The sequence below is a fragment of the Macrococcus brunensis genome, assembly GCF_022343725.1.
Lineage (GTDB): Bacteria > Bacillota > Bacilli > Staphylococcales > Staphylococcaceae > Macrococcus > Macrococcus brunensis.
On record NZ_CP092179.1, the window covers coordinates 892919 to 912457 of the forward strand.

Annotated in this window: 14 protein-coding genes; 11 read left to right on the forward strand and 3 right to left on the reverse strand. The window is 41.5% G+C overall.

The window, feature by feature from the left end; genetic code table 11:
- Positions 1-55 precede the first annotated feature (55 nt).
- Positions 56-751 (forward strand): hypothetical protein, encoded by a 696-nt coding sequence (locus MGG13_RS04680; RefSeq protein ID WP_239035539.1) that lies wholly within the window; start codon positions 56-58, stop codon positions 749-751.
- 36 nt (positions 752-787) lie between these two features.
- On the opposite strand, the gene MGG13_RS04685 is transcribed toward MGG13_RS04680, so the two are convergent.
- Positions 788-2434, reverse strand: coding sequence for a phospho-sugar mutase (locus MGG13_RS04685; protein ID WP_239035540.1), 1647 nt, complete (start codon positions 2432-2434; stop codon positions 788-790).
- Between the two features lie 12 nt (positions 2435-2446).
- On the reverse strand, positions 2447-4483 hold the full coding sequence (gene pulA, locus MGG13_RS04690; RefSeq protein WP_239035541.1) for a type I pullulanase: 2037 nt from the start codon (positions 4481-4483) through the stop codon (positions 2447-2449).
- Positions 4484-4676: 193 nt separating this feature from the next.
- On the opposite strand from pulA, the gene glgB reads away from it, so the two are divergent.
- Genes glgB through MGG13_RS04720 form a run of 6 tightly spaced genes read left to right on the forward strand, consistent with a single transcriptional unit; the run spans position 4677 to position 13110 of the window.
- Complete coding sequence (glgB, locus tag MGG13_RS04695; protein WP_239035542.1) at positions 4677-6614, forward strand: 1,4-alpha-glucan branching protein GlgB; 1938 nt, start codon at positions 4677-4679, stop codon at positions 6612-6614.
- Positions 6611-7759, forward strand: a complete 1149-nt coding sequence (locus tag MGG13_RS04700) for a glucose-1-phosphate adenylyltransferase (protein WP_239035543.1) — start codon at positions 6611-6613, stop codon at positions 7757-7759. The genes glgB and MGG13_RS04700 overlap by 4 nt, the downstream gene beginning before the upstream one ends.
- Positions 7759-8865, forward strand: a complete 1107-nt coding sequence (gene glgD / locus MGG13_RS04705; RefSeq protein WP_239035544.1) for a glucose-1-phosphate adenylyltransferase subunit GlgD — start codon at positions 7759-7761, stop codon at positions 8863-8865. Before MGG13_RS04700 ends, glgD begins: the two co-directional genes overlap by 1 nt.
- Before the next feature lie 13 nt (positions 8866-8878).
- Positions 8879-10276 (forward strand): glycogen synthase, encoded by a 1398-nt coding sequence (locus tag MGG13_RS04710; protein WP_239035545.1) that lies wholly within the window; start codon positions 8879-8881, stop codon positions 10274-10276.
- 11 nt (positions 10277-10287) lie between these two features.
- Entirely contained in the window at positions 10288-12690 is a 2403-nt protein-coding gene (locus tag MGG13_RS04715) for a glycogen/starch/alpha-glucan phosphorylase (protein WP_239035546.1), read from the forward strand.
- 51 nt (positions 12691-12741) lie between these two features.
- On the forward strand, positions 12742-13110 hold the full coding sequence (locus tag MGG13_RS04720; protein ID WP_239035547.1) for a YbaN family protein: 369 nt from the start codon (positions 12742-12744) through the stop codon (positions 13108-13110).
- A gap of 153 nt (positions 13111-13263) precedes the next feature.
- On the opposite strand, the gene MGG13_RS04725 is transcribed toward MGG13_RS04720, so the two are convergent.
- Positions 13264-14925: an Rqc2 family fibronectin-binding protein gene (locus MGG13_RS04725; protein WP_239035548.1), complete on the reverse strand. Its 1662-nt coding sequence runs from the start codon at positions 14923-14925 to the stop codon at positions 13264-13266.
- A gap of 130 nt (positions 14926-15055) precedes the next feature.
- Here MGG13_RS04725 and gmk point away from each other — a divergent pair, with 130 nt between their 5' ends.
- The 4 genes from gmk (at position 15056) to priA (ending at position 19505) form a co-directional block, all read left to right on the forward strand.
- Positions 15056-15679: a guanylate kinase gene (gmk, locus tag MGG13_RS04730; RefSeq protein ID WP_133431005.1), complete on the forward strand. Its 624-nt coding sequence runs from the start codon at positions 15056-15058 to the stop codon at positions 15677-15679.
- A complete protein-coding gene (gene rpoZ / locus MGG13_RS04735) occupies positions 15679-15873 on the forward strand; it encodes a DNA-directed RNA polymerase subunit omega (RefSeq protein WP_133431004.1) in 195 nt (64 codons plus the stop codon). The genes gmk and rpoZ overlap by 1 nt, the downstream gene beginning before the upstream one ends.
- 73 nt (positions 15874-15946) lie before the next feature.
- Positions 15947-17137 (forward strand): bifunctional phosphopantothenoylcysteine decarboxylase/phosphopantothenate--cysteine ligase CoaBC, encoded by a 1191-nt coding sequence (coaBC, locus tag MGG13_RS04740; RefSeq protein WP_239035549.1) that lies wholly within the window; start codon positions 15947-15949, stop codon positions 17135-17137.
- The gene (gene priA, locus MGG13_RS04745; protein ID WP_239035550.1) at positions 17127-19505 is read left to right on the forward strand and encodes a primosomal protein N'; all 2379 of its coding nucleotides are present in this window, start codon (positions 17127-17129) and stop codon (positions 19503-19505) included. Before coaBC ends, priA begins: the two co-directional genes overlap by 11 nt.
- The last annotated feature ends 34 nt before the right edge of the window (positions 19506-19539 follow it).

Below are 19539 nucleotides of genomic sequence, written 5' to 3' on the forward strand. Positions count from 1 at the left end.
AAAATACTCGTTTATTGTATACTACAATAAACGAGTATTTTTATGGAGGTGACGTATGAGCAAAAAGTGGGATCACATCAATTCATTCATTAAGGATACGACTCCCGCAAAGAGAGTCAGACAATTTAATCAGTTGCCAGATAAAAAATCGAGCCTGAAAGCACTGGTGATCAGACCAGCTGCAGAGTTTGAATATAAGATTGAATCGTTTCAGAGTTTTTTGAAATATACGTTATCAAGACCACAGATTGTTGCAGATGATCAGACAAGCGGCAGATATTTTCTCTGGGCACTTCTTAATCTCCTGCTTTATATTGCCATTCTCTTCTTCATAGGTGCAACCGGCGAGCAGTTTGAATGGCAGGATGGTCTGCAATATGCAATATCAGGGCTTATATTTACGCTTGTCCTGATTATCTTTACGTTTTTTACTCAGTTGATTTCAATCAATTCCAATATCACGATCTATAAAGTTTTCGTAGATATTTTGAGTTACTATACATTAGTGTGTGTCTTCGGTTTTATACAGCTTGGTTTTCAACTGCTGTCTTTACCTTATAATCATGCATTAGAAATACTGACTTTTTTAGTCGTGCTCAGTATACCGACGCGGCTCTTTATTTCTTATCATCATGACCATAAGTTTGAAGTGGATATCTTTAAAATGAATCTGTTGTTACTTGTGCTGATCGTCCTTTATATGATGTTCACACGCCATATCAGCTGGTTAAATTTTTTCAGCGGAATTTAAAAAAGCACCTGACAACTTGTCAGGTGCTTTTTTGAGTTAGCTGAAGAACAGCTGATTAATTTTTTCTGCAATCGCATCGATGTCATCAGTGATAAGTGAAACATATAGCTTAATCTTCGGTTCTGTACCAGAAGGGCGAAGTGCAATCCAGCCATCATCAAAGAAGAATTTGAGCACATCTGCCTGTGGAAGGTTTATAGCGTGACTGTCATCAGCATCCACACGTTCCTGTTTGAGGTAATCTTCAGTTGCAATGACCTTTAATCCGGCAATCTCTGTCGGTGCGTTATCGCGCGCTTCTTTCATGATAGTCTGTATCTTTTCTTTACCGCTCTGTCCTTCAAAAGTATGCGCGAACAGTTTCTCCTGATAATGACCATAGTCACGGTAAATTTCATTCATCTGGTCAACTAATGTTTTTCCTTCATTTTTCAGCTCACTCGCAAGTTTGATGATTAATGGCACAATCTGTACTGCATCTTTATCACGTACAAAAGGAGTGGCCATGTAACCATAACTTTCTTCGTAACCGAAAATATAATGGTAGTTTTGATCTGTTTCAAATTCTGCAATTTTTTCTGCGATAAACTTGAATCCAGTCAGGACATCAAACATTTTAACGTTATTTTTCTCAGCGATGACTTTACCCAGTTCACTTGTCACGATAGATTTGACGGCTGCACGGTCTGCAATGTCTTTTGTCTGATTGATGCGGTAGTTGAGAAGCAGGCTTCCGAGCTGGTTACCGTTGAAGTAATGGTATTCTCCCTCATGGAGTGCAACGACACCCATACGGTCAGCATCAGGATCCGTTGCAATCAGTAAATCGGCATTTGTTTCTTTACCCAGTTCTACTGCCATATCAAAGGCATCATGGTCTTCCGGATTTGCAGATTTTACACTTGTGAAGTCTGCATCTGGTACACATTGTGCTTCTACAAGCTGATAGTTGTTAAAGCCGACAGCATCAAGAATTTCCGGGACAATCGGGACACTTGTTCCATGTAAACTTGAGAAGACGATTTTTAAATCAGATTGTGGGATGTCACCAATTAAGTTGATCACTTCTTTTTTATAGTCTGTGACAACTGAATCAGGCACAGGTACAATCAGTCCTGATGCTTGAAGTTCTTCTTTATTTTTGACTTCAATATTTAGTTCATCTTCCACTTGTCCGATGTACTGACTGACTTTCTGGGAACCTTCAAGAGCCATCTGTCCACCATCCGGACCATATATCTTGATACCGTTATATTCAGGTGGGTTATGACTTGCTGTAATCATTACACCCGCATCTGTTTGAAGATGACGGACTGAATAAGACAATTCCGGTGTTGTATGGTAACGATCATATATATATGTTTTAATACCATTTGAAGCGAGTACGATAGCAATCTCATCACAGAATTCAGGTGAGAGATGACGGGTATCATAAGCGATTACAACCGTCGGGTCCTGTGTGATTTCATTCAGATACTGACTCAGACCGAGTGCAACTTTTTGAACAGTAAAACGGTTCAGACGATTGGGTCCAAGACCGAGTTTTCCTCTTATACCCGCTGTTCCGAATGCAAGCGCACCTTCAAATCCTTCATTCTGCTGTTCAGAAGATAATGTATGAAACTGAGAGTCAGAGATTAAACTTTGTGACAATTTTTCTTCCCATTGCTGTCTTGTTGGCATATTGACCGCTCCTTAGTAAATTGTTTTTCTAAGTATAAGACATTCAAAAGGTTTTAATGTGACAGTTTTTGATACTTGACCTGCTGAATGTACATTACTGAGTTCTATATTAAATACCCCTAGTCTCGGCAGTTCAATCGTATAATTGAGCGCAGTAGGATTGAAGAAAAGAATAAATTCATCGTACAAGTCAAAAAGAAGAATACCGAGAACAGGGTCTGGTGCTTTTATTTCGATAATACGCGTCTTGATTGATAAGGCATCTTGAAGGTGAAAGACTTCGTATGCTTTTTTTAGCTGAATGGCTTTTCTGATGATCGTGATATCTTCATTGTATTTGATACGTCGATTCCAATCAATGCGATTGATGAAATCGCTTAAATTATAAGTGTTGCCATGACCATACTTAGTTCTATAAAATTCCTGGCCGGCATGAATGAATGGGATACCTTGACTGAGTATGGTGAAAACAGTGGTCATCTGATGAAGTTTCAGCACGTTTTCAGGATGCTGCTTAGAAGTATAGCTTAAACGGTCAAACAAGGTATGGTTATCGTGGACTTCTGTGTAGTTAATCGTCTGTTCGACCGGCAGACCATAGTCTCCTTGGAAGAGCTTGAAAACCCGTTCTCTGAAACGTCCTGAACCATTGATATAGCCAGTGTCACCAATATCAAAGTTATTGCCTTTTAAGGTATCTCTGAAATAATCATTGAAAAAGTGGATTTGTGGCACGAGATAGGCCTGGTCATGTGTTGTCTTCTCGTTATCGGGCAGTGCCGTATTTAAATGCCAGCCTTCACCAAGAATAAGCATGTTCGGATTGAGAGCAGTCAGCATTTCTTCAACCTGCTGCATCGTCTTCACATCGATTGCACCCATCAGATCAAAGCGAAATCCATCCACCTGAAAATTCTGAGCGTAATAGTGAAGAGTGTCGAGAATAAACTGACGAGCCATCTGTCGTTCGCTGGCAAAGTCATTACCGACCCCTGTCCCATTACTAAGTGATAAATCAGAATAGTAACGGAAATAATAACCGGGAACAAGGCGCTCAAATGATGAAGTGGGCTGATGAAAGACATGATTAAATACAACGTCCAGAATAACACCTATATGTGCTTTGTGGTAACGCTGGACAAGTGACTTCAGCTCAAGCACTCTTTTGACGGGATCCTTTGGGTCAGTAGAGTAGCTGCCGTCAGGTGTCTGGAAATACATCGGGTCATAGCCCCAGTTGTAGCTGGTCGTAAAATGGACATCATCGACTTTGGCGAAATCATTGACAGGCAAAAGTTCTATATGAGTGATGCCAAGAGACTTTACATAATCAAAGCCAGTACTATAACCATGTTTAGTCGTAGTACCTGATAGGGTCATCGCCTCAAATTTTCCTTTAAGGTCTTGTGGAATCCCGCTGTTTGGATGCATGGAGAAGTCACGTACATGAACTTCATAAATGATGCTATCAGCAGGAGGCAGAATAGGCCGTGAGTGTATATTAAACCCATCAGGTGCGACTTCAGGATTGACGACCACACCGGCAGTCGCGTTGATCGTCAGTCCTTTTGCATAAGGGTCAATCACTTCATGATACTCATGGTTTACTTCAACGCCGTAAAAATAAATGGCACCGAGATAGTCTCCTTGCAGTGTAATGGACCAGTTACCTTTATCTTCATTCATTTCATATGGTTCATGATTAACGAAGAGAGTGATTTTGCTGGCGACAGGGGACCAGACCTTAAATGTTGTATACGCCTGGTTGTATTCAGCACCGTAACGATCTTGTCGTGCAAAGCGCTCATCAAATTCTGCCGTGCGAACGACCTGACCGGATATGACCGGTAATCGGACGTCCCCGAACTCTAACCACCATTTTTTATTCAGTACAATGGGCGACTGTGCGATGAGTTCATATAGTTCAGATGAACGCTGATTCACTTGAAGGGGTATTATATCGTCATCACTCACTAAATAGACAGGTTCAGTGATAGGATTTGTATACTCTAATGAAATTGTCGTAAATGTATCGATGTAACCACGCATTTAAAAACCTCCTGCTCGGAATAGTTTTATTATAAGGATTTCAGGCTTATTTTTCTTCTCATTTGCTGTTGAAAAGAAAATATTGTCTTAATTTTTGTATTATTCATAATTTATAAAAGAATTTCGCTTTTATTTTGCGGTTAAAAGAGGATATGGACTATAATGGAAATAAAGTGACAGAGGGGAAATGATAATGTTGCAACCTATTACAGATTTAGATCAATATCTTTTTCATCAAGGCACGCACTATGAATCCTATCAGTTCCTAGGCGCTCATTACGACCCGAAAAGTGAGATGACGACATTCACTGTATGGGCACCTCATGCGTATAAGATTAGTTTAGGGCTGGACGTGAATAACTGGACAGGTGCTGATTATCCACTGAACCGCGTGACTGATGCAGGATTATGGCACGCAGAATTCAAAATCGCGCCAGGTACGACATACAAATATGTCATTGATACAGAGAATGGCCGACTTTTAAAAGCGGATCCTTATGCGAGATACGCCCAGAGAAGACCACGTACTGCTTCAATCGTTGAAGCACCTTCCAGTTATGAGTGGCAGGATGAAGAATGGTTGACCCAGCGTGAGAAGACCGATCATTTTAAGTCACCTATTAATATTTACGAGGTGCACTTAGGAACATGGCGTAAACATGAAGTGGATCAAGGCGATTTAAGTGTGGATGAATATACGGATTTGACTTATTACACATATAGAGAAATGGCAGAAGAGATGGTACCTTACGTTAAAGAGATGGGCTATAGCCATGTCGAAATATTACCCGTGACAGAACATCCCTTTGACTTATCATGGGGTTATCAGGTGACAGGTTATTATGCGCCGACATCACGTTTCGGAACACCGGATGATTTTAAGTATTTAGTGGATTCATTTCACCAGGCGGGCATCGGTGTCATCATGGACTGGGTGCCAGCGCATTTCTGTAAAGACGAGCATGGATTAAGACAGTTTGATGGTAAGCCCCTCTATGAACATCAGGATATTAAAAGAGCAGTCAAAAAAGGATGGGGCACTCTGACATTTGATTACGGGCGACCGGAGATACAAAGTTTCTTGATTTCTAATGCTAATTACTGGCTGACGGAATTTCATTTAGACGGACTTCGTGTAGACGCTGTACATAGTATGACAGACTTGAATTTTGAAAATCATACTCCAGATTCTAAAATATACAATGATGATGGTACAAGCGTCCATAAAGAAGGCGTTGCCTTTATTCAGAAACTGAATACTGTTATTTTTGAATATCATCCTCATGTGCTGATGATGGCTGAAGATTCGTCTGATATCCCGATGATTACAGCACCAGTCGACAAAGGTGGACTAGGCTTTAATTACAAATGGGATCTCGGTTTTATGCATGATACCCTCGATTATTTCGAACTACCGCAGGAGGCGCGGCAATATCATCATCAAAATCTGACATTTCCGATGATGTATCGTTATAACGAAAATTATATTCTGCCGTTTTCGCATGATGAAGTCGTCCATGGCAAATTATCGATGCTTGACAAAATGCCGGGTGACCAGTGGCAGAAGTTTGCGAACTTACGAGCATTATATGGCTACCAGATGACGCAGCCGGGCAAAAAGCTCTTGTTCATGGGAAGTGAGCTAGGACTCTACTCCGAGTGGAAAGATAAAGAACAGATTGACTGGTTTATTCTTAAATATCCTTATCATCATGGCATGCAGAAATATGTACGTGCGCTCAATCATTTCTACCTGAGTCATCCTTCATTATTTGCTGATGATTATGAACCAGAGGGCTATGAATGGATTGATCCAGATAACAATAAACAGTCTGTTGTAACTTATTTGCGTAAAAGTGAAGAGGAAGAACTGATTATAGCCATCAATATGACTGGACAAGTTTATTATGATTTCGAAATAGAAGTACCAGAACAAGCAGGCTACAAAGAAATATTCAGTTCTGATGCAGAAGAATTCGGTGGCAGCAATCAATTAGTATCAGATGAGCTTTGTGCAGTTAAAAGTGAAAAACAAGGGTATAAGTATGTTATTAGAACTAAATTACCGCCGTTCGGTATTTCAATTTACCAGCAGACGGCTCAAATCAAAAATGTGGGGGAATCCAGATGAGTACAGAAGTAGTAGGGATGTTATTAGCAGGAGGTAAAGGGACACGTTTAGGTCAGCTGACTAAGAAAATTGCTAAACCAGCTGTTCCTTTTGGAGGTAAATACAGAATTATCGATTTTACACTGAGCAATCTTTCAAATTCAGAAATTTCTACAGTTGGCGTACTTGTTCAATATGCACCCTTACTTCTGAATCGTCATATCGGTATGGGTAAACCTTGGGGACTGGATCGTCAGGAAGGCGGTATTTCTGTACTGGCACCATTTGCGAATCAGGAAGGTGCTTCTTGGTTTGAAGGGACTGCAGATGCAATCACGAAGAACATCCATTTCATCGATCAATATGATCCGGAATATCTGCTGATTTTATCAGGTGACCATATCTATCAGATGGATTATCAGCGTATGCTCGACTTCCATAAAGAAAAAAATGCAGATGCAACCATATCTGTTATTGAAGTACCGATGGAAGATGCTTCTCGTTTTGGGATTTTAAACACAGAAGAAGACTATAAGATTTATGAGTTTGACGAAAAACCAGAAGTGCCTAAAAACAATCTTGCATCAATGGGTATCTATATCTTCAACTGGAAACTGCTTCGTGAATACTTAGTAGAAGATGAAAAAGATCCTAACTCAGAGCACGATTTTGGTAATGACATTATTCCTAAAATGCTCGACAATGATAAACAGCTTTATGCTTACCGTTTTGACGGATACTGGAAAGATGTAGGAACAATCCAGTCTTACTGGGAAGCGACCATGGATTTATTAGAAGAGGACCTAGCAGAACTGCTGAACAGTAAAACTTGGCCGACTTATTCACATGAGCTGAACCTGCCGCCGCAATATATTGGTGAAGAAGCAGAACTGAAAGATTCACTCGTGTGTCCTGGTTCTTTTATTTTTGGTAAAGTGAATCACTCTGTACTTTTCAGCGAAGTATCTATCGGAAAAGATACTCTTATCCAGGATGCAATTATTCAGCCGAGAACAGAAGTCGGCGAAAATTGTGTGATTAAAAAAGCGATCATCATGCATGATTTGGAGATTCCGAATGGCGTAACGATTGACGGTTCAAATGAAGCGGAACCGATTGTAGTCGGTCCTGAAAATATCGATGACTATATCAATGGAGGTAAATAATGATGCGTTCTTTAATGGGTTTAATTAACTTAGAAAATGAACATGACTTTTTAGAGGAGCTGACTTACTTCCGTAACGGTGCGAGTGTACCGTTCGCTGGCCGTTATCGTCTTATTGACTTCAGTATCTCTAACATGGTGAACTCTGGTGTGGATGAGCTAGCACTATTTGTTAACCAGAAATATCGCTCACTGCTTGACCACCTTGAAAACGGTGAAAACTTTGGGCTGAATGATAAACATTCACGACTCTTCGTCCTGCCGCCAGACTGGCATGACCCGACTGATATTTCACGCGGTGATTTAAGACATTTCCATAATAACCGTGATTTCTTCAGTCGTTCTAAAGCGACAGATGTTATTATTTCAGGCTCCCAGTTTATCGCAAACGTGAACTACAAAGATGCCTTTAAATATCACGTTGAATCTGATGCAGATATCACGTTGATCGGTGAGATTGAAAATGAACTGCATGAAATGCATGGACCTGTTCAGCGAATTAATGAAGAAAATGGTAAAGTCACGTTCTTAAACCATGACCAGAGCAATCCTCATCTTTATACGGGCGTCTACATCATTAAAAAAGAGAAGTTAATTGATATTCTGAATTTCTGTATCGGTAACTATAAAGACAATTTCTTCATTCAGGGAATTCAGGAACGCTTAGGTGAACTGAACGTCAAAGTTTATAATATCAATACACGTTCTTTCTATATCAATTCACTAAAAACGTTCTATCATAGTAACCTGGCAATCTTGAATCCGACGATCTATAAAGATTTGTTTATGCAGGATTGCCGTGTACGCACTAAAATTTCTAATCAACCTCCAACTAAATATAAAGAAGACTGTACAGTGAAGAACTCTATGGTAGCAAACGGCTGTGTAATTGATGGCTCTGTTGAAAACAGTATTCTCTATCGCGGAGTAACCGTTGGTAAAGGCACAGTTATTAAGAACTCAATCATCATGACAAACAGTAAAATTGGTGAAAATGTAGTTCTTGAGAATGTTATACTGGATAAAGACGTAACAATCAATGACGGCCAGCATTTAGCGGGATCTAATGATAAACCGTTTGTTGTGGCTAAACGTCAAACAATATAAAAGAGGTATAAAAATGAAAAAAGTATTGTTTGTAGCTTCTGAATGTACGCCATTCTTTAAATCGGGTGGACTCGCTGATGTAATCGGCAGTCTCCCGCAATATTTAAATGACACGGATGACTGTGAAGTCCGTGTCATTCTGCCGTTATACTCCAAGTTAAAATCTGAATATCGTGCGCTCTTAACAGAAGTCATGATTTTCGAAACAGAAGTAGGGTGGCGCAAGCAATATACAGGTATTTACGAGATGATCTATGAAGGCGTCCACTACTACTTTGTCGATAACGAACAGTATTTCAAACGCGATAATCTATACGGCTATGAAGATGACGGTGAGCGTTTCGTTTACTTCTCCAATGCTGTCATTGAATTTATCTATCGCGGAGACTTTAAACCGGACGTGCTCCATGGCCATGACTGGCAGGCAGGTGCCGCTGTTGCGATTGCGAAAATTAAGCAGCCAGTACCTGGTATCCGAACAATCTTTACGATTCATAATATTCTCTACCAAGGCTGGATGGAACATGCTGCATTTGGTGACCTTTTCAACCTGGATATCAGCCATTTTTCTGGATTTGAATGGGGCGGCATGCTGAACTTAATGAAAGCAGGTATTTTCCACGCAGATAAAATAACAACAGTCTCTCCGACTTATGCTGAAGAAATTAAGACAGCGCATTACGGTGAAGGTTTAGAACCGATGCTGAGTATGCGCAGCTGGGACCTGCTTGGTATCATCAACGGACTGGATGTAGATGACTATAATTCTATGAAAGATTCCAATTTAGATGTGCCTTTTAAAACTTCTATTATTAAGAAACGTCAGAATAAAAAGCGTCTGCAGCGTGAGTTTGGATTACCGGTTAAAGAGGTGCCGATGTATTCTATCATCACCCGGATGGTCGAACAAAAGGGACTTCATTTAATCACACATATCCTGGAAGAATTTATTCAGCAGGATGTTCAAATCGTTATACTGGGCAATGGTCTTTATGAGTTTGAATCCTTCTTTAATTACTTAGCTGAGAAGTATCCAGATAAAGTCTATGCTTATATTGGTTTTAGTGAAGGCTTATCACGTAGAATTTATGCAGCGAGTGACTTCTTTATTATGCCATCACTCTTTGAACCATGCGGTCTATCTCAGCTCATTGCTCTCCAGTATAAAGCGATTCCGATTGTCCGTGAGACAGGCGGTCTGAAAGATACAGTCATGCCATTCAATGTTTATACAGGAACAGGGACCGGCCTCACGTTTGCCAATTACAATGCACATGAATTACTGGATCGTCTGAACTATTCTCTGACAATCTATCACGACGCGGAACTTTACAAAAGGATGTTCACTAACATAACGAAGGTCAATCATAGCTGGTCACAATCTGCGCACCAATATCTTGACATCTATTAAGGAGAATAAAAGTGAAAACATTTTCTAAAGAAGAATTTCGTGAGTTGCTGGAAAAGAAGGTAAGGGATAAACGGACTAAGACTCTGGAAGAAACGACTGATAAAGACTTATTCTATGCGATTGCATCAATTATAAAAGATTCTATCAATGAAGCAAGTATTGAAACAAAACAGCGTTATATTAACAACAAGAAACGTCAGGTCTCATATTTATCGATGGAATTCTTAATCGGCCGTTTAATTGAAAGTAACCTTATCAATACTGGCTTTAAGAAGGTCTGTGATGAAGTTTTAGCAGATTTAGGACGAAAACCGAGAGACGTTTATGGAGAAGAGCAGGATGCGGGTCTCGGTAATGGTGGTCTCGGCCGTTTAGCGGCTTGTTTCCTCGATTCAATTGCAAGTCTGGGCTATGCAGGCCACGGTTTTGGTATCCGTTATCGCTATGGACTATTTGAACAGCGAATTGTTTCAGGCAGCCAGATCGAACTGCCGGATAACTGGCTCCGAGAAGTTTACCCGTGGGAGACACGAAAAATCGATGAAGCTATTGAAGTCAAGTTTGGCGGAGAAGCTGATTTTACGGTAGAAGATAATCATTATCAGTTCCATTATCGTGATCAGGAAGTCGTATTAGCAGTTCCATATGATGTCGGAATCGTCGGTTATGAGAATGATGTCGTGAACACACTTAGATTATGGAGTGCTGAAGTACCAGAAAACGCAGTCAGCCCTGAGCAATATAAAAATCAACTTGAATATATGCAGAGTGTAGAGAAAATCTCCGGCTTCCTTTACCCGGATGATTCAACAGAAGAGGGTCGTTTCTTAAGACTGAAACAGCAGTATTTCTTAGTTTCTTCTACGATTCAGACTTTAATCCGTCGTTTTAAATCTCAGTATGATATGCCGATTGAACAGTTCCATGAGAAGAATGTCATCCAGATCAATGATACTCATCCGACATTCGGAATCCCCGAACTGATGCGTATACTGATGGATGAGGAGGGACTGAGCTGGGAAGAAGCATGGTCTATCACTTCTCATACTTTCGCCTATACGAATCATACGATTATGCAGGAAGCGCTTGAGAAATGGCAAGTTGAAATGGTTAAACGTGTGAGCCCGAGAATTTATATGATTATTCATGAAATTAATGAGCGATTCTGTAAACAAGTCTTCGATGAACATGAAGAACTACGTGACCGTATCAGTGAGCTCGCTGTGATCAGTGATGACGTGATTCATATGAGCAAGCTTGCCATCGTCGGCAGCTACAGTGTCAACGGCGTAGCGGCACTGCACTCAGATATTATTAAAGACTATACGTTCCATGATTTCTACCGATTAACACCCGAGAAGTTTAACAATAAGACAAACGGTATTACGCACCGTCGCTGGCTGATGGGTGCTAATCCAGGATTGACTGACCTGATTACAGATGCTATCGGTGATCACTGGATTAAATCACCTGTAGAACTTAATCAGCTGCTGCGTTATCAGAATGATAATGGCTTCCTTGACCGCTTAGCAGAAGTAAAATTACAGAATAAAAAAATACTGCAGGATGTCATCTACAAGAAAACTGGTATAGAAGTGAATGAACACTCTATATTCGATGTCCAGGTCAAGCGTCTGCATGAGTATAAACGTCAGTTGCTTAATATTTTCCATGTCATTCATCTGTATAATGAAATCAAGAGAAATCCGAAGCTGAAAATGGTGCCGCAGACATTTATATTTGGTGCAAAAGCGGCGCCAAGTTATCACCTCGCGAAGGAAATCATTCGTCTTATTCATCTTGTCGGTGACTTAGTCAACGAGGACAAAGATGTGGCAGGCCGTATTAAAGTAGTCTTCCTCGAAAATTATAATGTCACACTCGCAGAATACATTATGCCGGCTGCTGAGATTTCAGAACAGATTTCTACAGCCTCAATGGAAGCATCCGGTACCGGCAACATGAAGATGATGATGAATGGTGCAGTCACTTTAGGTACGATGGACGGCGCCAATGTTGAAATTGCTGAACTGGTAGGTAAAGAAAACATCTTAATCTTCGGTTTATCAAGCGAGGAAGTCATTAGTTATCAGAATGAAGGCGGCTATCAGGCGAATGATATTTACCAGACAGATGACCGCCTCAAGTCTATTTTAGATGGCTTAAAAGACGGTCGTTATGCAAAAGGCGAAACATTCAGCGATATTTACTACCGCATTTTAACGAATAACGATCCATATTTTATCTTAAAAGATTTTACTTCATATCTTGAGACACATATCAAAGCTGTGACACTTTACGAAAACAAACAGACTTGGAACAAAATGAGTCTCGTGAATATCGCACAGTCAGGTAAGTTCTCAAGTGATCGCACCATAAATGAATATGCAACAGATATCTGGAAATTGATTTAATTGATTTAAAAGACAGTCTGCCAGCTGTCTTTTTTTGACAAGGAGGCAGACATGCGAATATTTTTAATCTCGATTGGTATCGTTTCGACGGTATTAGGCCTGATAGGCGTCGTTCTGCCTCTTCTGCCAACGACACCATTCGTGCTTCTCGCGGCTATCTGTTTCGCCAGAAGTTCAGATCGTTTTCATGACTGGCTGATTTCGACAAAAGTGTATAAAGCCTATGTGCTGGAGTTTCAGAAGAATAGAGGATTCACTTTAAGACAGAAGTTTAAGATGCTTCTTAGTCTCTATATCGTTGTCGGGTTTTCATTCTGGATGATTGATCATCCATATATCAGAATGGGACTCGTCATTATGGTTATCCTGCAGACAGTAGTTTTGTTTACATTGATCAGAACACTACCGGATAAAGGATGAATTAGAAGGTGAGTTATGAGCGATAAGCGGCATTTATCGCCAGTAACTGAGCGAAAAGCAGAGAATCATGTGAGTTACGAGCAATAAATCACATTTATCGCCAGTAACACCACACAAAACAAGACCATACATCAAGTGATGTACGGTCTTCTTTTATTTCACTCTCATCTGATCAACAGTCTGTTTTTCTGGATCTACATAAATAGTAGACTGATCGGTATAAGTCACAAATCCAGGCTTCGCGCCACTTGGTTTATGCACATGTCTGATCAACGTATAATCGACTGGCACACTTGCCGATTGTCCTGCTTTTGAATAATAAGCGGCTAGCATTGCTGCGTCCATTAAGTCGCTGTCACTCGGGTCTTTCTTCATGATGACCACATGTGAGCCGGGTATATCTTTCGTATGGAACCATGTATAGTCTTTACGTGCCACTTTATTGGTCAAGTAATCATTCTGCAGGTTATTTTTACCGACCAATATTTCAGTGCCTTCTGATGACTGATATTTTTCCAGGACGATTTTATCTTTACCTTTACTTTTTTGTTTCTGTCGTTTTCTGAGAAGACCTTGTTCCATCAATTCTTCGCGCATGCCTTCTATATCTTCATAAGTGATATATGAGAGCTGGCCTTCCAGATTCTCTAGATAGTCAATCTCTTCTTCTGTCTCTTTGATCTGACTCGCTGCATGGACTTTACGAGTCTTCAGTTTATTGTACTGTTTATAATAATACTGCGCATTTTCAGCAGGAGTTTTGCGCGGATTGAGCGGAATCGTAATATTCTCATTTGTATAATAGTTGAATGCCTCAAACTCTGTCATACCATTTTTCAGCTGGTACATATTAGCTGTGATCAGTTCGCCGTACAGCTGTGCGTCATCCAGTGAATTGGCTTCCTCGAGTTCATTGACGAGTTTCTCCAGTTTCTTTCTGTCCTTATGCAGAAGCTGGGTAATGTGACGACTGAGATCGATACTGCGTGATTTGATACGCTCTCGTTCGCCGCGTTCATTGAAATAGTCGTCGAGTAACTGTGACAGAGTGTCAAAGGTTTTAGCTGGCGCGCCGAGCGTTTCAAGCGGCATAAAGTAGAAGAATTCCTTCGGTGCACGGTTGTAATAGATGGGCACCACTTTTTCTGTTTTCGCCATAAACTTCTGGAAAGCAGTATCAATATCATCATCCATCGACAGTAGTTCATCTATCGCAAGTGGACTGAATCCCTCAAGGACGTTCAGCAGCTGACGTCTGACAGGTGCCGCATCTAAAAGATTTGAAACATGTTCCAACGTATAAGGATTTTCTTTTGTCGCTGTTGGCGGTTCCTCGTACTTAAAGCCGGGCATAATCGTACGTGCAGCATTCGTGTTAGGTGTCAGATGTTTCATACTTTCTAAAATCTTATCATCATGATCCGTTAAGATAACGTTACTATGTTTACCCATCAGTTCGATGACGAGACGACGTTTCACGGGATCGCCGATTTCATCTGTATTGTCGATATCGATGAAAACAATACGGTCATTACCTTTTTGTCGAAAGCCTTTAATAATGCCGCCTTCCAAGTGTTTACGCAGTACGCGCAGAAACATCGGCGGTTCAAAAGGATTCGGCGCCTTGTTATCCGTTAAATGCAGACGCGCAAAATTGGGATGTGCTGAAATCAATAACTGCTGATTCCTGCGGTTCGCGCGGACAGTCAGAATAATGGTCTGTGTATCCGGCTGTGTGATTTTATTGATACGTCCTGAGACGAGAAATTGTAGTTCGTCGAGCATCTTGCCCGTAAATAATCCATCAAATGCCATTTGTTTCACCTCTATATGATATTTATATAGTTTACCACTCGATGATGAGAATATGAAATGAAGCATGTATTTTTCAAAAAATATATGTTACTCTTAATAATAATCATTTTATTGTAGAAAGGTCGTAATGATGGATAACGAAAAAGGTTTATTAATTGTTCTATCGGGTCCTTCCGGCGTAGGAAAGGGCACTGTCAGGAAAGCAATATTTGATGACCCGGACACGGATTTCGAGTATTCTATATCTATGACGACACGTAATATGCGACCGGGTGAAGTAGACGGACGCGATTATTTCTTTAAGAAACGTGAAGAATTTGAAGCCCTGATTGAAGCGGATGAATTTATTGAGTACGCTGAATATGTCGGTAACTACTACGGTACACCTGTGCAATATGTTCGCGACACAATGGATGCAGGCAAAGATGTATTCCTCGAGATAGAAGTAGAAGGGGCGAAACAAGTCCGTAAGAAATTCCCTGAAGCGCTCTTTATCTTCCTTGCACCGCCGTCACTCGCTCACCTTGAAGAACGTCTGATTGGTCGCGGTACAGAATCCAAGGATGTGATCGCTTATCGCATCTCTGAAGCACGTAAAGAAGTTGAAATGATGAACCTTTATGATTACGTTGTGGTCAATGATGAAATTGAGCAGGCGAAATCACAGATTCAGACCATCGTTGAAGCAGAACACTTAAAAAGAGAACGTATTGAAGCACGTTTTAGAAAAATGTTACTGGAGGCAAAAAAATAATGTTATATCCACCATTAGATAAAATCAAAGACAATGTGAACTCAAAATACTTAGTCGTGACGCTCGCGGCAAAACGCGCACGTGAACTTCAGGACAATCCTGATTCAAACTTACTTGAACGTTATGTATCTTATAAACCGGTTGGGCAGGCTTTAGAGGAAGTAGCTGCTGGTCGTATCCACGTAGAAGAATAAGTCGGCAGTCGCCGGCTTTTTTGTTTGGAGAAGAATCATGTATAATAAATGTACTATCATTTAGGAGGACGTCATGAAGATTTTATTAAGTGTAACAGGTGGTATCGCAGCCTATAAGGCGATTGACCTGACTAGCAAACTCGTGCAGCGTAACCATGAAGTGAAAGTCATGATGACACCGTCTGCGAGAGAATTTATTACACCATTGCCGTTTCAGGCACTAAGCCGTAACGAAGTCCATATCGATATATTCGATGAAACTAAGCCCGAAGTCATCAAGCATATCGATCTTGCGGACTGGGCGGATATCAACATCATTGCACCGGCAACCGCTTCTACAATCGGTAAACTGGCGCATGGCATTGCAGACAATATGGTGACGACGACACTGATTGCGTCGACTAAACCAACCTTTATCGCACCGGCGATGAACAGCAATATGTACAGTCATCCGGCTGTTCAGGAGAATATGCAGAAGCTCAGTGATATGGGCTACCATTTTATCGATGCGGGCAGTGGATTTCTTGCGTGCGGCTATATTGCAAAAGGGCGCATGGCTGAACCGCTCGACATCATTGAGGCGGTCGAATCGTTTCAAGTGACAAAACAATACAATAATGACTTATTCGGCAAAAAAATACTGGTGACAGCAGGTCCGACCATTGAACGGATTGATGCGGTACGTTACTTGACGAATAATTCAACTGGCCGTATGGGTTATGCCATTGCTGAAGCGGCACAACTGCGCGGCGCTGATGTCACGCTTGTGAGTGGTCCTGTTCAGCTGAAAGTGCCGAACAATGTGCGCTTTGTTCAGATAGAAAGTGCAGCTGAGATGTTCGAAGCAGTGACGACGCGTATGAATCAGGATATCATCATTAAAGCGGCTGCGGTTGCAGATTATACGATAGAGAGACAGCACGGGAAGATGAAGAAAAAAGATGAAGACTTCACGTTGACTCTGAACCGTACACAGGATATCCTGAAATATTTAGGAGAACATAAGACAACGCAATATTTAGCAGGTTTTGCAGCAGAAACAGAGCAGGTGGAAACATATGCACGCGGCAAGCTCGTCAAGAAAAATGCAGATGTCATCATTGCCAATAATGTCGGCGATACATCAATCGGCTTCAAGTCAGATCAGAATGCTGTCGAGATGTTCTTTAAAAATGGCACAAGCCGTAAAATAGAGAAGATGCCTAAACTGGAGATCGCCCATGAAATACTGACATCTATTAAGCAGGATATGCATGTACGCTAGAATTGTCGTCGATGTCAACGCGAAACGAGTCGACAAGCTATTTGATTATTCAGTACCTGAACAGCTGGAAACGGTTGTTCAGATCGGCATGCGGGTTGTCGTTCCTTTTGGTCCGAGAAAAATACAGGGCTACATCATTGAACTCGTCGATGCAGATCATGACAAAAAGCTCAAATCTATTCTTCATATTCAGGACATGACACCCGAACTGAACGAGGAACTGAGCGCTTTAAGTGAATGGATGCAGACCACGCATATCGCAAAGCGGATTGCGATACTGGATATCATGCTGCCACGAGCTGTCAAAGGAAAATATCACAAAGTCTATCGATTAGAGGAGCCTGAGGAAATCAGCGACGAACTCTATCCGCTTTTCAAAAATCAGCAGGTCCGTATCAGTTCGCTATCGGCGGATAACATCATAAAACTGAAGCCTTATGTTGTGTCGGGTGTCGTTACTGAAGATGTGGAAGTCAATCAGCAGCAGCGGGTTAAAACGCAAAAAGCAGTTGAACTATGTGACGTCAATATAGAAGAGACACTCGCATCTCTGCGCAGTGATAAGCAGAAGGACTGTCTGCTGACACTGGCAGACGCAGGCGTACTGACTCTGAAGGAACTAAAAGAACGTGATTTTTCAGCAGCCGTGATAGCTGGCCTCGAGAAAAAAGGTCTTGTCAGAAAGATCGACATAGAGGACACGCGTGATCCGTTTGCCCACCGCTTAATCCAGTCTGATGCTAAAAAAGTCCTCCTGCCTGAACAGCAGGCAGCTTATGATAAAATCAGACGGTCCATCGATGGGGAAGAACATCGCGTCTTCCTGCTGCACGGCATAACAGGGAGCGGTAAAACGGAAGTGTACCTGCAGACGATTGCTGATGTGCTGCAGCAGAACAAGACGGCACTCATGCTCGTGCCGGAAATTGCCTTGACACCTCAGATGGTCGAGCGATTTAAGGCACGATTCGGTGATGAAGTCGCCGTCATGCACTCAGGACTCAGTATAGGCGAGCGTTATGATGAGTGGCGGAAAATCCGAAGCGGTAAGGCACGAGTATCTGTCGGGGCACGTTCAAGTGTCTTTGCACCATTTGAAAACTTAGGGCTTATCATTATTGATGAAGAACACGAGGCGAGCTATAAGCAGGAAGATTATCCGAGGTATCATGCACGTGACGTTGCTTTCTGGCGTGGCAATTATCACAACTGTCCAGTGATCTTGGGCAGTGCGACACCGTCTCTTGAGAGTTATGCCCGTGCTGAAAAAGGTGTCTATGATTTACTGACTATTAAGACACGTGCCAATCAGTTCCCGGTGCCGACTGTGAATGTCGTCAATATGCGGGACGAACTTGCTGCAGGCAACCGCTCGATGTTTTCAAGAGAACTGACTGAGGCCATTAATGACCGCATTCAAAAAGGTGAGCAGATCGTCCTCTTCCTGAATAGACGTGGGCATGCACAGTTTCTTCTCTGCCGCGACTGCGGGCATGTGCCGAACTGTCCGAATTGTGATATCAGTCTGACCTATCATAAGGTAACAGATGAACTGAAATGTCATTACTGCGGCCATAAGGAGTATAAACCGCTGACTTGTCCGAACTGTGACAGCGAACATATCCGTGAAATGGGAGTCGGCACCCAGAAAGTTGAAGAACTCATCTATCAGCATTTTGAAGGTGCTAAAGTTATCAGGATGGATAATGACACAACGTCTCGAAAAGGTGCACATGAACAGCTGCTTTCGAAATTTAAAAATCACGAAGCGAATATACTGCTCGGGACACAGATGATTGCAAAAGGACTGGATTTTCCGAATATCACTTTAGTCGGTGTTCTGAATGCAGATACGATGCTCAATCTGCCGGACTTCAGAAGCAGTGAGCGGACATTTCAGCTGCTGACTCAAGTGGCAGGGCGTGCAGGACGTGCGGACAAAGAAGGGCATGTGATCATTCAGACCTATAATCCCGAGCATTATGCCGTTCAGTACGCGAAGAATAATGATTATCTCGGCTTCTATAAAGAAGAGATGACTTACCGGAAAATCGGAAAATATCCGCCGTACTATTATTTAGTCAATCTTATTTTCAGTCATGCAGATATGAAGGAAGTGCTGCTGGAGAGTAAGCACATCCACCAGACGCTTCTGCAGCATCTTTCGCCGTCAAGCTACGTACTGGGACCCGCTCCGTGTACGATTGCACGTATCAATAATCAGTACCGCTTCCAGATTATTATTAAGTTTAAGAGTGAGCCCGCACTTTTAGCGGCACTTACTTATCTGGATGACTATTATTATGAAAAGTTTGTTAAGAACAAGTTTTCCTTGAGTATCGATATTAATCCTCAGATGCTGATGTAAAGTTCCTTATTCTTTAGAATAAGGAACTTTTGTT